Below are 14,488 nucleotides of genomic sequence, written 5' to 3'. Positions count from 1 at the left end.
CCCGAAGGCGCCTTGCGTGGCTTACGCAGTGTCAGCGCTTACTGACGCGCGTTTCTCAGGTTATCCGGCCAGGGCGTGTTGTAGTTTGTGCGGAACGGGTTGATGTCCAGCCCGCCGCGCCGCGTGTAGCGCGCATACACGGCCAGCTTGACCGGCCGGCACTGGCGCAGGATGTCGGTAAAGATCCGCTCCACGCATTGTTCGTGAAACTCGTTGTGCTCACGGAACGAGATCAGATACTTCAGCAGCCCTTCCTGATTGATCGGCGCACCCACATAGCGGATCTGCACGCTGCCCCAGTCCGGCTGACCCGTCACAAGGCAATTGGACTTCAGCAGGTGCGACACCAGCGTTTCTTCCACCGGGCTTTCTTCCTCATCGGCATGCAGCAGCTCGGGCGTGGGCTGATAGACGTCGGTTTCGATGTCAAGGCGATCAAGCAGCAGGCCATCGAGTTCGCCCATTTTCTGCCGGGAAAATTCCTCCGGGGGGACGATACGCACCTGCACCGGTGCACCGCAGGCTTCCGACAGATCGTGATGAATCAACTGCTGCAGCGCTTCGTGCGACGCCACCTTCGTCTGGTTGAACGAATTCAGGTACAGCTTGAACGACTTCGATTCAACGATGTTGGGCGAATCCGCCGGCACGATCACGGTGCCGAGCGCCACCTGCGGCTTGCCGCGCAGGTTCAGCCACGACAGCTCGTACAGGTTCCAGAGGTCGACGCCGAAGAAGGGCAGGGGCGTGCCGGCGGCGAGGCCGATCTCGTCGCGCTTGCCCTGGCGCGGAATCGGAAACAGCAGGCTCGGGTCGTACTCCGTCTTGTACGCGGAGGCCTTACCCAGGGGCGAATGTTCGGGTTGGTTGCTCATCACAAAAACAGGCTGTAGACGGGGTTCTCGCTTTCGTCCCAGTAGGTATAGCCCAGCGTGGCGAGGAACGCCTTGAACTCGCGCTTCTCGTTCTTCGGTACCTGGATGCCGACGAGGATGTTGCTCGAATCCGCGCCCTGATTGCGGTAGTGGAACAGGCTGATGTTCCAGTTCGGGCTCATGCTCGAGAGGAACTTCATCAGCGCGCCGGGCCGCTCGGGAAACTCGAAACGATAGAGATGCTCGTTTTCCGCCAGCGGCGAACGCCCGCCCACCATGTAGCGGATGTGCTGCTTGGCGAGTTCGTCGTTGGACAGGTCCAGCGTCGGGAAACCGTGCTTGCGGAAGTTCTCGGCAATCTTGTCGCCCTCTGCGCGCGATGCAATTTGCACGCCCACGAAGATATGCGCCGCGTCCTTGCTGGCAATGCGGTAGTTGAACTCCGTCACGTTGCGCGACCAGCCGACCAGTTCGCAGAAGCGCTTGAAGCTGCCGCGCTCTTCCGGAATCGTCACGGCAAACACGGCTTCACGCGCCTCGCCCACTTCGGCGCGCTCGGCCACGAAGCGCAGGCGGTCGAAGTTCATGTTCGCGCCACTGGCCACGGCCACCAGCGATTCGTTCTTCAGCTTGTGGGTCTCGGCATACTGCTTAAGGCCTGCCAGCGCCAGCGCGCCCGACGGCTCCAGCAGGCTGCGGGTGTCCTGGAACACGTCTTTCAGTGCCGCGCAGATGGCATCCGTATCCACGGTGATGATTTCGTCGACCAGCTCGCGCGTGATGCGGAAGGTTTCCTTGCCCACCAGCTTCACCGCGGTGCCGTCGGCAAACAGGCCCACTTCCTTCAGTTCGACGCGCTTGCCAGCGGCGACCGAACGCGCCATGGCGTCGGAATCCACGCTCTGCACGCCGATGACCTTGACGTCCGGCCGCACGGCCTTCACGTAGGCCGCAACGCCCGAGATCAGCCCGCCGCCGCCGATCGAGCAGAAGATGGCATGCAGGGGCTGCGGATGCTGACGCAGGATTTCCATGGCGATGGTGCCCTGGCCGGCAATCACGTCGGGATCGTCGAACGGGTGCACGAAGGTGTAGCCGTGCTTTTCCTGCAGCTTGGCGGCGTGGTTGTACGCGTCGGAATAGCTCTCGCCCTGCAGTACGACATCGACCCATTCGCCGCCGCGGGAGCGCACGCCGTCGATCTTCAACTGCGGCGTCGTCACCGGCATGCAGATCACCGCCTTGCACTCCATGCGGGCCGCGCTGAAGGCCACGCCCTGCGCGTGGTTGCCCGCCGATGCCGTAATCACCCCGCGCTTGCGCTCGGCCGCCGTGAGCGAGGCCATCTTGTTGTAGGCGCCGCGCAGCTTGAACGAGAACACCGGCTGGTCATCCTCGCGCTTGAGGTAGACGCGGTTGCCGGTGCGCGCCGACAGGTTTGGCGCGAACTTCAGCTCGGTTTCCACCGCGACGTCATAGACCTTCGCGGTCAGGATTTTCTTGAGGTAATCGATGGCCATGGTGCGGACCGGGTTGGACGTGAACAGAGCCCGTAAGCCTATCACGCGGCGCCTTGCCCGCCTTGCCGGACCTGCGTGCCGGTCGGTACACTGCCCCGGCCGTGCCCGGGCGGGCGCAGCGCATCATCGGCGAGAGGCCTCCATGAACACCCCGTCGTCTTCCTCCGAGCGTGCCGGACGTGCGCGCCGGGGCCGCAAAGTCTGGTCCGGCACGCAGCACGTCGTCGCTTACGGCATGCCTCCGCTGGGCTGGCGTGACCTTTATCACCACGCGCTTGAAGTCAACTGGCCCACCTTCTTCGCGCTGCTGGCCACGCTGTTCCTGGCGCTCAACGCGGTATTCGCGGGGCTGTATTCGTTGGGTGACGGCGCGATCGCGAACCAGTCGCCGCCGGGTTTCGTGGGGGCATTCTTCTTCAGCGTCGAGACCCTCGCCACCGTCGGTTACGGCGACATGCACCCGCAAACGCTCTACGCCCACGTCATCGCCACGCTGGAGATCTTCATCGGCATGTCGGGCATTGCCATGGCGACAGGGCTGGTATTTGCGCGGTTCTCGCGCCCGCGCGCCAAGATCATGTTTGCGCGCAACGTTGTCGTGCGGCCGCTCAACGGTAAGTCCACGTTGATGCTGCGGGCGGCCAATGCGCGCCAGAACGTCATCGCAGAGGCCACCGCCCGGCTGCGCCTGATGCAGGATGAGGTCTCGCCAGAGGGCTACTCGATCTACAAGATCCACGACCTGAAGCTTGAGCGCAGCGAGCACCCGATCTTTCTGCTGGGCTGGGTGATGATGCACGTGATCGACGAAACCAGCCCGCTGCATGGCGCCACCGCAGAATCGCTCGCCGCCGGTGACGCCTTGCTGCTGCTCACGATCGAGGGCGCCGACGAGACCGCGGCGCAAACCGTGCAGGCGCGCCATTCCTGGCGGCACGACGACATCCGCTGGAACTATCGCTATGCCGACCTTATCCGCGACGACGGCGGCGTCACGTCGGTCGACTACGACAATTTCCACCTGATCCATCCGATCGAGACGCCGCCGCAGGCACAATGACCGGCTTGTCCGATACCAACGCGCAACCTCCGTGGCCCTGAACCTCGTCTGGCTCGCCTTCTTCCTCGTTGCCTTCGTTACCGCATGCGTGCAGGTGGTGCAGGGCGACATGGAGGTCTTTTCCCGCATGCTGACCGGCATGTTCGATGCCGCGCGCACCGGTTTCGAAATTGCGATCGGCCTGACCGGCATGATGGCGCTGTGGCTGGGCATCATGCGCGTGGGCGAGCGCGCCGGCGTGGTCGATCTGTTCGCGCGGCTCGTGAACCCGCTGATGCGGCACCTGTTTCCTTCCGTGCCCGCCGGCCACCCCGCCAACGGCGCGATGATGATGAACGTCTCGGCCAACGTGCTCGGGCTGGACAACGCCGCTACGCCGCTCGGCCTACAGGCCATGCGCGAGTTGCAGCAGATCAACCCGCAGCCGCAGCGCGCCAGCGACGCGCAGTTGATGTTCGTGGTGCTCAACACGGCGGGGGTGACGCTGGTGCCGACGTCCGTCATCGCCATCCGCCAGGCCATGGCAGTCAAGCAGGGCCTGGTCGGTTTCAACGCGGCAGACATCTTCCTGCCGACCTTGCTGTCCACGTTCATCGGCTTCTGCGCGGGCATCGCGGCGGTGGCGTGGTATCAGCGCATCAACCTCTTCAAGCCTGCGCTGCTGGCGTATTTCGGGGGCTTCGTCGCGCTGATGGGGCTGCTGTTTGCTTGGCTGCGCCAGTTTCCGCCGCAGCAGATGGCGGCCTGGATCGGCCTGATCGGCGCGGGCGCCATCCTCACCATCGTCGTGGCGTTCCTGGTGTGCGGGGCAATTCGCCGCATCAACGTGTACGAAACCTTCGTCGATGGCGCCAAGGATGGCTTCCAGGTGGCGATCGGCATCGTCCCGTATCTGGTGGCGGTGCTGGTGGGCATTGCCGTGTTTCGCGCGGCGGGTTGCATGGATTTCCTGATGCAGGGGCTTTCCGCGCTGTTCGCGCACCTGGGCATCGACACGCGTTTTGTGCCGGCTCTGCCCGTTGGGCTGATGAAGACGTTGTCCGGCGCCGGTGCGCGCGGCCTGATGGTTGATGTGATGACCACTTACGGCGTGGATTCCTTCCAGGGCAAGCTGGCCGCCATCATCCAGGGTTCGACCGAGACCACGTTCTACGTGCTGGCCGTGTACTTCGGCAGCGTTGGCATCAAGGACACGCGTTACGCGCTGGCATGTGGGCTGTGGGCCGACCTGATCGGACTGATCGGCGCCGTGCTTGTCGCTTACCTGTTCTTCGCCTGACCGGCTAGGGCGGCCCCAAGCGACGCCGCAGCCGCCCGCCCTCTACAATCGACTGCATGGAACAGTGGATCGACACGCTTTTTGCCACGCTCGCCCTGCCAAAGGTCGGGCTGCCTGCCATCTTCGTCGTCAGTTTCATTTCGGCGACCCTCTTGCCGCTGGGCTCCGAGCCGGCGGTTTTTGCGTACATCAAGCTCAATCCGGACATGTTCTGGCCGGCCATCATCGTGGCCACGCTCGGCAACACACTGGGCGGCGTGGTCGATTGGTGGATGGGCTATGCGGCCAAGCTGGCGCTGGTGCGCTACCACCTTGCGCGCCGCCGCCGTCAGCACAACACCGAGCATGTCCAGCACGTGCCGCATCCCAAGCGCCACCGTGAGCCCCCGCTCGACAAAAAATACTTCCGCTGGATGCGCCGCATCGGGCCGGTGTCGCTGCTGGTGTCGTGGCTGCCGGGCATTGGCGACCCACTCTGCACGCTGGCCGGCTGGCTGCGCCTGAAGTTCTGGCCCAGCGCCATGTACATGGCTATCGGCAAATTTTTACGCTATCTGGCCATGACTGCGGCCTTGATGACCCTGCCCGACGGCTTCTGGCATGGCATCCTGGGTTGGATCAGGGGCGTGATGATGTGACGTTTGCGTGGCGTATGCTTCACTTTGGCGGTCGTGCACTTTTCGCAAGCCATTGAAAATGCGACGGTTTTGCCGCCCATATCACTGGCAGGGATACCGTTGCTGCAACGCATCAACGCTGCGCGTTGCAGTACAATCGCCCTTTAAAGACCGCGCGGCTTGGGCCCTCTTTGCCGCGCCCTCCCTCCCCAGCGGCACGCCATGAATGCCCCACTTCTGATCGACGCCAAACTCACGGCGCAGGACGCTGCGCCCCGGCTGCGCGAGATTCCCTACAACTACACCTCGTTCTCGGATCGGGAAATCGTCATCCGTCTGCTGGGCGAGTCTGCGTGGCAGATCCTGGACGAACTGCGCGCCGAGCGCCGCACCGGCCGATCGGCACGCATGCTGTACGAAGTGTTGGGCGACGTCTGGGTGGTGCGCCGCAACCCCTATCTTCAGGACGACCTGCTCGACAACCCGAAGCGCCGGCAGATGCTGATCGACGCACTCAATCACCGCCTGGCGGAGATCGAGAAGCGCCGCGTGGCCGACCACGATTCGCACCACGATCCGGTGGGCGACGAGCGTGCCAGCAAGGTCGAGCAACTGGTCGTGCATGCCCGCCGTGCCGTCAAGGCGTTCCAGGAAGAATTCGCCCAGGTGTACGACCTGCGCCGTCGCGCCCAGAAGGTGCTCGGCCGCGTCACCGCGAAGGACAACATCAAGTTCGACGGCCTGTCGCGCGTGTCGCACGTGACCGACGCCACCGACTGGCGCGTTGAATATCCGTTCGTTGTGCTCACGCCCGATACGGAAGAAGAGATCGCCGGGATCGTCAAGGGCTGCTTCGAGCTGGGTCTGACCATCATCCCGCGCGGAGGCGGTACCGGCTACACCGGCGGCGCCGTGCCACTCACGCCGTTCTCGGCCGTCATCAATACGGAAAAGCTGGAGCGTCTGGATGCGGTCGAGATGACCGACCTGCCTGGCGTTGACCATCCCGTGGCGACCATCTACTCGGGCGCCGGCGTGGTCACGCGTCGCGTGGCGGATGCGGCGGAGAAGGCCGGCCTCGTCTTCGCCGTGGACCCGACCTCGATCGACGCGTCGTGCATTGGCGGTAACGTCGCCATGAACGCCGGCGGCAAGAAGGCTGTGCTGTGGGGCACCGCGCTGGATAACCTCGCCTGGTGGCGCATGGTTGATCCGGACGGCAACTGGCTGGAAGTCCAGCGCCTCAATCACAACCTCGGCAAGATCCACGACGCGCCGGTCGTCATGTTCGAGCTGAAGTGGTTCGACGGCACCGCGCCGGTCGGAGCCAAGCTGCTGCGCACCGAGACGCTGACCATCGAAGGCCGCAAGTTCCGCAAGGAAGGGCTGGGCAAGGACGTCACCGACAAGTTCCTGGCCGGCTTGCCCGGCGTGCAGAAGGAAGGCTGCGACGGCATCATCACCAGCGCACGCTGGATTTTGCATCGGATGCCCAAGTCGATCCGCACCGTGTGCCTGGAGTTCTTCGGCCAGGCGCGCGACGCGATCCCGAGCATCGTCGAGATCAAGGATTACCTCGACGCCGAGACGAAGAAGCCCGGCGGCGCGATCCTCGCGGGTCTGGAGCATCTGGATGAGCGCTACCTGCGCGCGGTCGGCTATGCCACCAAGAGCAAGCGCAACGCGTTTCCGAAGATGGTGCTGATCGGTGACATCGTTGGCGACGACGATGATGCCGTGGCGCGCGCCACGTCGGAGGTGATCCGTCTGGCCAACGGCAAGAGCGGCGAAGGTTTCGTGGCCGTGAGCCCCGAGGCACGCAAGAAATTCTGGCTGGACCGCTCACGCACGGCAGCGATTGCGAAGCACACCAACGCCTTCAAGATCAACGAAGACGTGGTGATCCCGCTCAATCGCATGGGCGAGTACACCGACGGCATCGAGCGCATCAACATCGAGCTGTCGATCAAGAGCAAGCTCAAGCTGACCGACGCGCTGCTCGATTTCTTCGCCGGCAGCAACCTGCCGCTCGGTCGCACCGACGACGCCAACGAGATCCCCAGCGCCGAACTGCTGGAAGACCGCGTGCAACAGGCGCAGCAACTGCTGCGTGCCACGCGTGCACGTTGGCAATACCTGCTGGACCATCTCGATACGCCCGTTACGGCTGCGCGCGCCAGCCTCATTGGCCTCGGCCTGGGCTACCTGGCGCAGACCATCGATGACCGTCTGGTGAATCAGCCCGACGCGAACCTGTTCCACCTGCTGCAGGATCGTACGATTCGCGTGTCGTGGAAGTCGGAGATTCGCGCCGAGCTGCGCAAGATCTTCAACGGTGGCGAGTTCAAGCCGATCCTCGACGAGGCCCAGGCGATCCACAAGAAAGTGCTGCGCGGCCGCGTGTTCGTGGCGCTGCACATGCACGCCGGCGACGGCAACGTGCACACCAACATCCCTGTCAACTCGGATGACTACGACATGCTGCAGGACGCCCACAAGGCGGTGGCCCGCATCATGACGCTCGCCCGTTCGCTGGACGGTGTGATCTCGGGCGAGCACGGCATCGGCATCACCAAGTTGGAATTCCTGACCGACGAAGAGATCGCCGACTTTGCTGCCTACAAGCGCCGCGTCGATCCGAACGGCCGCTTCAACAAGGGCAAGCTGCTGCGCGACATCAACGACCCGCAAGGTCTGGCTGCTGATCTGCGCAATGCCTATACGCCGTCGTTCGGCCTGATGGGGCACGAGTCGATCATCATGCAGCAGAGCGACATCGGCGCCATCTCGGAGTCGATCAAGGACTGCCTGCGCTGCGGCAAGTGCAAGCCGGTGTGCGCCACGCACGTGCCGCGCGCCAACCTTCTGTACAGCCCGCGCAACAAGATTCTTGCCACTTCGCTGCTCATCGAGGCCTTCCTGTACGAAGAGCAGACGCGTCGCGGCGTGTCGGTCAAACACTGGGAAGAATTTGCCGATGTGGGCGATCACTGCACGGTCTGTCACAAGTGCGTGACGCCGTGCCCGGTCAAGATCGACTTCGGCGATGTGTCGATGAACATGCGCAACCTGCTGCGCAAGATGGGGCAGAAGAAATTCAACCCCGGCACCGCAGCGGCGATGTTCTACCTGAACGCGACCAACCCCGAGACCATCAACCTCACGCGCAAGGTGATGTTCGACTGGGGCTACAAGGCGCAGCGTCTGGGCAACGACATCCTGAAGAAGTTCGCCAAGAAGCAGACCGCCCGTCCGCCCGCCACGGTGGGCAAGCCGCCGGTGCGCGAGCAGGTGATTCACTTCATCAACAAGAAGATGCCGGGCAACCTGCCCAAGAAGACCGCGCGCGCGTTGCTGGATATCGAGGACAACGAGATCGTCCCGATCATCCGCAATCCGAAGGCGACCACGCCGGACAGCGAGGCGGTCTTCTACTTCCCAGGCTGCGGTTCGGAGCGCCTGTTCTCGCAGGTGGGTCTGGCCACGCAGGCAATGCTGTGGCACGCCGGCGTGCAAACGGTGCTGCCGCCGGGCTACCTGTGCTGCGGTTATCCGCAGCGCGGCACGGGCCAGTTCGACAAGGCCGAGAAGATCGTCACCGACAACCGCGTGCTGTTCCACCGCGTGGCCAACACGCTCAACTACCTCGACATCAAGACGGTGGTGGTGAGCTGCGGCACCTGCTACGACCAGCTTGCCGGATATGAATTCGACAAGATCTTCCCGGGCTGCCGGATCATCGACATTCACGAATACCTGCTGGAGAAGGGCGTGAAGATCGATGGTGTGCAGGGCACGCGGTACATGTACCACGACCCCTGTCACACCCCGATCAAGACCATGGACCCGACCAAGCTGGTCAACCAGCTGATGGGCGGCAACATCGGCGCCGACGGCCAGACCCGCGCAATCGAGAAGAACGACCGCTGCTGCGGTGAGTCGGGCACGCTGGCGATCTCGCGGCCGGACATTTCCACGCAGGTCCGCTTCCGCAAGGAAGAGGAGATGCAGAAGGGCGCCGACAAGCTGCGCAGCCTTGGCCAGACCAACGGCCAGGGCGAGGCGTTCAACGGCGACGTGAAGATCCTCACAAGCTGCCCGGCGTGTCTGCAGGGTCTGTCGCGCTACACCGAAGATGTCTCGGTGCAGGCCGACTACATCGTGGTCGAGATGGCGCGTCATGTGCTCGGCGAGACCTGGCTGCAGGACTACGTTGCGCAGGCCAACGCCGGCGGCATCGAGCGCGTGCTGGTGTGACGACGATCGAGCGGACGCCAGGCTGCGCGCTGTGCGAGGCGGATGGCGGCGAGCCTGTCTGGCGTAATGCCAAGGCGCGCGTGGTGCTGGTCGAGCACGCGCGCTTTCCGGGCTTCTGCCGCGTCATCTGGAACGACCACATGGCCGAGCAGACCGACTTGTCTGACGCCGATCGCCACTGGCTGATGGAAGTTGTCACCCGTGTTGAGCGGGTGCTGCGCGCCGAACTGGTCCCGGACAAGATCAACCTCGCCAGCTTCGGCAATTTCGTGCCGCATCTGCATTGGCACGTCATTCCGCGCTATCGGTGGGATACGCATTTTCCAGAAGCCGTGTGGGGCCCCGAGCAGCGCGCGCCCGATACCGCGCGCATGGCCGAGATCACGGCCAAGTTGCCAGCGTTGTCGTACGCGCTCCAAGCGGCGCTCGCCGACGCTTGAGCCCAGTGGGCGGTAGCGCTGGGTAACGCCTGGTAACGCATCGCCACGTCGTGCGCGGAACCCCTGTGGCGCACACGACGTCTGATTCTCTTTCTGTTGCGCCAACGCCCTCGCCATGACGACACCGCGCACCGCCGCCACACCCGATTCCCACAAGGATTCCATCTCCGAGCTGACCGTCCACCATGGGCGGTTGAATCTCTCGGAGACATGGCAACTGATTCGCCCGTACTGGTTTTCGGAAGATCGCCACAAGGCCTGGGGGCTGCTTGCCCTGGTGATCGGCCTGAACCTGTTCCTGGTGTTCATGAACGTGCTGTTCACCGATTGGAACCGGCTTTTCTACAACGCGCTCGAGCAGAAGAACTACGGCGAGTTCTGGGCGCAGTTGCTGCGTTTCTCATGGATTGCCGCGCTGCTGATCATTGGCTCGATCATGCGGCTGTACTACTCGATGATGCTGCAGATGCGCTGGCGGACGTGGATTACCGGCAGCTTCCTCGACGACTGGCTTGGCAAGCAGGCGTTCTACCGCCTGGAACAGACGCGCAGCGCCGACAACCCCGACCAGCGGATTGCCGACGATCTGCGCACCTTCACCGATGCGACGCTTACCTTGGCGCTGGGGTTCCTGAATTCGGCTGTGACGCTGGTATCGTTCTTCGGCATCCTGTGGGCGGTGTCGGGGCCTCTGGCGTTCAGCCTGGGCGGCCACAACTTCGTGATTCCGGGCTACATGGTGTGGTTTGCGCTGCTGTACTCGATCGTGGGCTCGGTCATCATCCACTTTGTGGGGCGGCCGCTGATCGGGCTGTCGTTCCAGCAGGAACGTTACGAGGCGTACTTCCGTTTTCTGCTCATGCGCGTGCGCGAAAACAGCGAGAGCATCGCCCTGTACCGCGGCGAGCCCACCGAGAAAGCCATCCTGCGCGGCCGTTTCGAACGCATCCGCACCAACTGGAATCAGTTGATGGACTACACGCGGCGCCTGACTTTCGCCAGTTCCGGCTATGCGCAGTTCGCCATCATCTTTCCGTTTCTGGTGTCGGCGCCGCGCTATTTTGGTGGCACGCTTACGCTGGGCGGGATGATGCAGGTCGCCACGGCGTTCGGACAGGTGCAGGACGCGATGTCGTGGTTTGTCACGAACTACCGCACGCTGGTCACCTGGAAAGCTTCCACCAACCGGTTGATCGAATTCCAGCGCGCCATCCGCGCCGCCGAGCGTGAAGAAGAGCACCGCGCCGGCGTGCGCGACGTCGAGGTCGAAATCGCAGCCGTACCCGCCATCGAAGCCCGCGCTCTTGCGCTGAACCTCCCAAACCGCAAGCCCGAGGATTTGCTGGTCGAGCCATTCGACATGACGCTCGCACGCGGTGAGCGCGTGCTCGTCAACGGCCCGTCGGGCTGCGGCAAAAGCACGCTGGTGCGCGCCGTGGCCGGCATCTGGCCGTATGGCAGCGGCCGCATCGAGGTGCCGGACGATGCCCGCGTGCTGTTCCTGCCGCAGCGCAGCTATCTGCCGTCGGGCACGCTGGCCGATGCGCTGTCGTATCCGGATCTGGCTACCCAGTACACCGCTGAGCGTCTGACCCAGGTGCTGAACGCGTGCCGGTTGCCGGCACTGACCGACTTGTTGGACGAGGTGAGCAACTGGAGCCTGCGCCTGTCCCCCGGCGAGCAGCAGCGCCTGGCTTTTGCGCGGGCTTTGCTGCAGCGCCCCGATTACCTCTTCCTCGACGAGGCCACCAGCGCACTCGACGAAGACACCGAGGCATTCATGTACAGCCTGATGGTCGAATCGATGCCTGACGTGACCATCGTCAGCGTGGCACATCGCAGCACCGTGGCACGATTCCACCATCGCCGCCTGCGCTACATCCCCGAGGGCGATCCGTTGACTGCGGTAAGCTATCGGGTGGTGGAAGAGCCTGCGCACATGGCGCTGGCGGCTTCCTGAAACACAGTTTTTAGACCGAACGAGACGTTTTTCATGGCCGGACTTTCCGCCGACACCCCGCACCCGACCGGCATCACCGTGCACACGCAATCGCGCGTGCTGGAGATCGCCTTTGCTGATGGCAAGCAGTTCAGCCTGCCGTTCGAATACTTGCGCGTGCTCTCGCCGTCGGCCGAAGTGCAGGGGCATGGGCCCGGTCAGGAAGTGCTGCAGACCGGCAAGCGCGAGGTGGGCATCATCGGCGTCGAGCCGGTGGGCAATTACGCGATCCGGCCGTTGTTCTCCGACGGCCACGATTCCGGCATCTTCGATTGGGCCTACCTGTACCGCCTCGGCATTGAGCACGACGCGCTGTGGCAGGCGTATCTCGATCGCCTGACCGCTGCGGGCGTCGACCGTGACGCCCCAATGGCAGAAAACGCTGGCCACGCCTGCGGCCACAGCCACTGATTCCCGATTCACTTCGCGGCGCCTGCACGCCGCATCCGCATCCTTTTCTGTCATGAGCCAAACCCACTTCGGATTCCAGCAGGTCGATGAGCAGGAGAAAGCCGGCAAGGTTGCCGGCGTGTTCCATTCCGTCGCTAGCAAGTACGACGTGATGAACGACCTGATGTCCGGTGGCCTGCATCGCGTGTGGAAGATGTTCACTATCGCCCAGGCAGCGGTGCGCCCGGGCTATAAGGTGCTCGATATTGCTGGCGGCACGGGTGATCTTGCCAAGGCCTTTGCGCGCCAGGCCGGCCCCACCGGCGAGGTGTGGCTGACAGACATCAACGAGTCCATGCTGCGCGTCGGCCGTGACCGCCTGCTCGATGCCGGTGTGCTCACCCCCACCGCGCTGTGCGACGCCGAGCACATTCCCTTTCCGAATGCTTACTTCGATGTGGTGACAGTGGCATTCGGCTTGCGCAACATGACGCACAAGGATCGCGCGCTCGCTGAAATGCGCCGCGTAGTGAAGCCAGGGGGCAAGGTCATGGTGTTGGAGTTCTCCAAAGTGTGGCAGCCGTTGGAGAAGGCCTACGACGTGTACTCATTCAAGGTGCTGCCGTGGCTGGGTAGCAAAGTGGCGGGCGACCCCGAGAGCTACCGCTATCTGGCCGAGTCCATCCGCATGCACCCGGATCAGGAAACGCTCAAGCAGATGATGGAACAGGCCGGATTGGACTCGGTCGAATACTTCAATCTGACAGCGGGTGTCGTGGCTCTGCACGTTGGCCGTCGCCTCTAAGTGTTTTCGTCGTTCCACCAGATGGGCGATGTAGTGCGCTGCGGCGATATGCCACGATCCTTCACATTGAATTTCCGCATTGACGTCTTCATCTAATGGGCGTCACTGCCATTGGAGAGAAGACAGCGATGAGTTTGCATTGGGGTGGAAAATTGATGGCGGGCGCGCTGGTCGCGACGCTCGCACTGGGCACGGCGATTGACGCCAACGCCAAACGCATGGGCGGCAGCCGCAGCGTCGGCAAGCAGTCGTCCACCGTGACGCAACGCCAACAGACGCCGCCGGCCACAACGCCGTCGCCGACACAGCAGGCCGCACCGGCTGCGCAACCCTCGCCCGCTGCACCGGCTCCGGCCGCGCCGGCGGCAAAGCCTGGACGTAACTGGGGCGGCATGCTGGGTGGCTTGGCAGCCGGTCTGGGTATCGGTTATCTGCTGTCGAAGTTCGGTCTGGGCGCGGGCCTCGCCTCTTTGCTGTCGAACCTGATCCTGATCGCGCTTGTCGCCTTCGTGGTGATGTGGATCATCCGCAAGGTGCGCGGCAGCCGTCCGCAAGGTCCGGCCTATGCCACGGGTGGCCCGTCGCTGGGTGGCGACCGTGAACCGTACGTGCCGCAACCTGCCGCCCCGGCAGCCGCATCGCTGAACACCGGCAACACGTCTGGCCTGGGCGCTGGCGCGGCAACCGCTGCACAGTCGTGGAATCTGGGTGGTCCGGCCGCTTCCGGCGCGCAGGCCGTCAACGCACAACCTGCCGCAGCCGCACCACAGCAGCCATGGGGCGTGCCGGCGGATTTCGACACGCAAGCCTTCCTGCGCAACGCCAAGGTGTACTTCATCCGCCTGCAGGCCGCTTGGGATGCCGGCAATCTCAACGACATCCGCGAGTTCACCACGCCGGAGATGTTTGCCGAGATCAAAATGGACCTGGCTGACCGCGGCACGTCGCCCAACAAGACCGACGTGGTTTCGGTCGAAGCCGAAATGCTGGGGATCGAAACGCAGGCCTCCGAGTACCTCGCGAGCGTGCGCTTCTCGGGCATGATCCGCGAAGAAGCCAACGCGCCCGCACAGCCGTTTGCCGAGGTGTGGAACCTGACCAAGCCGACGCAGGGTGCGGGTGGCTGGGTGCTGGCGGGTATTCAGCAGTTGCAGTGACGCTGTAACAACTTGAAGCGCCGCAAAACGGCCGTTTCAACATTCCCCGTAAAATAGGGCCCGACCGTCTGGTTCGGGCCCTTTTTGCT

11 protein-coding genes are annotated in these 14,488 nt (G+C 63.7%); 9 read left to right on the top strand and 2 right to left on the bottom strand.

Going from position 1 to position 14,488, the window contains the following annotated elements:
• Window positions 1-38: 38 nt before the first annotated feature.
• Both queF and ilvA read right to left on the bottom strand, forming a co-directional pair.
• Window positions 39-875, bottom strand: coding sequence for an NADPH-dependent 7-cyano-7-deazaguanine reductase QueF (gene queF / locus DOD19_RS13070; RefSeq protein WP_112185897.1), 837 nt, complete (start codon window positions 873-875; stop codon window positions 39-41).
• Window positions 875-2,395 carry a threonine ammonia-lyase, biosynthetic gene (gene ilvA / locus DOD19_RS13065; protein WP_024976674.1) on the bottom strand — a complete coding sequence of 507 codons (1,521 nt, stop codon included), beginning with the start codon at window positions 2,393-2,395 and terminating at the stop codon, window positions 875-877. Before ilvA ends, queF begins: the two co-directional genes overlap by 1 nt.
• 142 nt (window positions 2,396-2,537) lie before the next feature.
• Between ilvA and DOD19_RS13060 the strand changes: the two genes are divergently transcribed.
• The 9 genes from DOD19_RS13060 (at window position 2,538) to DOD19_RS13020 (ending at window position 14,399) form a co-directional block, all read left to right on the top strand.
• Window positions 2,538-3,455, top strand: coding sequence for an ion channel (locus DOD19_RS13060; protein WP_112185895.1), 918 nt, complete (start codon window positions 2,538-2,540; stop codon window positions 3,453-3,455).
• 31 nt (window positions 3,456-3,486) lie between these two features.
• Window positions 3,487-4,734, top strand: a complete 1,248-nt coding sequence (locus DOD19_RS13055) for a nucleoside recognition domain-containing protein (protein WP_112185893.1) — start codon at window positions 3,487-3,489, stop codon at window positions 4,732-4,734.
• Window positions 4,735-4,790: 56 nt separating this feature from the next.
• Window positions 4,791-5,372 carry a YqaA family protein gene (locus tag DOD19_RS13050; RefSeq protein ID WP_112185891.1) on the top strand — a complete coding sequence of 194 codons (582 nt, stop codon included), beginning with the start codon at window positions 4,791-4,793 and terminating at the stop codon, window positions 5,370-5,372.
• A gap of 201 nt (window positions 5,373-5,573) precedes the next feature.
• Window positions 5,574-9,608, top strand: coding sequence for an FAD/FMN-binding oxidoreductase (locus DOD19_RS13045; RefSeq protein WP_112185889.1), 4,035 nt, complete (start codon window positions 5,574-5,576; stop codon window positions 9,606-9,608).
• The gene (locus tag DOD19_RS13040) at window positions 9,605-10,048 is read left to right on the top strand and encodes an HIT family protein (protein ID WP_112185887.1); all 444 of its coding nucleotides are present in this window, start codon (window positions 9,605-9,607) and stop codon (window positions 10,046-10,048) included. Before DOD19_RS13045 ends, DOD19_RS13040 begins: the two co-directional genes overlap by 4 nt.
• 115 nt (window positions 10,049-10,163) lie before the next feature.
• Complete coding sequence (locus DOD19_RS13035; protein WP_112185885.1) at window positions 10,164-12,008, top strand: ABC transporter ATP-binding protein/permease; 1,845 nt, start codon at window positions 10,164-10,166, stop codon at window positions 12,006-12,008.
• Between the two features lie 33 nt (window positions 12,009-12,041).
• On the top strand, window positions 12,042-12,458 hold the full coding sequence (locus DOD19_RS13030) for a DUF971 domain-containing protein (RefSeq protein ID WP_024976667.1): 417 nt from the start codon (window positions 12,042-12,044) through the stop codon (window positions 12,456-12,458).
• Window positions 12,459-12,510: 52 nt separating this feature from the next.
• On the top strand, window positions 12,511-13,242 hold the full coding sequence (gene ubiE, locus DOD19_RS13025) for a bifunctional demethylmenaquinone methyltransferase/2-methoxy-6-polyprenyl-1,4-benzoquinol methylase UbiE (protein ID WP_004633265.1): 732 nt from the start codon (window positions 12,511-12,513) through the stop codon (window positions 13,240-13,242).
• Between the two features lie 128 nt (window positions 13,243-13,370).
• Entirely contained in the window at window positions 13,371-14,399 is a 1,029-nt protein-coding gene (locus DOD19_RS13020) for a Tim44-like domain-containing protein (RefSeq protein WP_200869037.1), read from the top strand.
• The last annotated feature ends 89 nt before the right edge of the window (window positions 14,400-14,488 follow it).

Source organism: Ralstonia sp. GX3-BWBA, from assembly GCF_003290055.1.
GTDB classification, from domain to species: Bacteria; Pseudomonadota; Gammaproteobacteria; order Burkholderiales; family Burkholderiaceae; genus Ralstonia; species Ralstonia holmesii.
This window is presented reverse-complemented; position numbering and strand designations above follow the sequence as displayed.

Excerpts from the sequence above, each read along its gene's own strand:
- DOD19_RS13045 (WP_112185889.1), top strand. The coding sequence starts at position 5,574 with ATGAATGCCCCACTTCTGATCGACGCCAAACTCACGGCGCAGGACGCT.
- ilvA (WP_024976674.1), bottom strand. The coding sequence starts at position 2,395 with ATGGCCATCGATTACCTCAAGAAAATCCTGACCGCGAAGGTCTATGAC.
- DOD19_RS13050 (WP_112185891.1), top strand. The coding sequence starts at position 4,791 with ATGGAACAGTGGATCGACACGCTTTTTGCCACGCTCGCCCTGCCAAAG.
- DOD19_RS13030 (WP_024976667.1), top strand. The coding sequence starts at position 12,042 with ATGGCCGGACTTTCCGCCGACACCCCGCACCCGACCGGCATCACCGTG.
- DOD19_RS13020 (WP_200869037.1), top strand. The coding sequence starts at position 13,371 with ATGAGTTTGCATTGGGGTGGAAAATTGATGGCGGGCGCGCTGGTCGCG.
- queF (WP_112185897.1), bottom strand. The coding sequence starts at position 875 with ATGAGCAACCAACCCGAACATTCGCCCCTGGGTAAGGCCTCCGCGTAC.
- DOD19_RS13035 (WP_112185885.1), top strand. The coding sequence starts at position 10,164 with ATGACGACACCGCGCACCGCCGCCACACCCGATTCCCACAAGGATTCC.
- ubiE (WP_004633265.1), top strand. The coding sequence starts at position 12,511 with ATGAGCCAAACCCACTTCGGATTCCAGCAGGTCGATGAGCAGGAGAAA.
- DOD19_RS13060 (WP_112185895.1), top strand. The coding sequence starts at position 2,538 with ATGAACACCCCGTCGTCTTCCTCCGAGCGTGCCGGACGTGCGCGCCGG.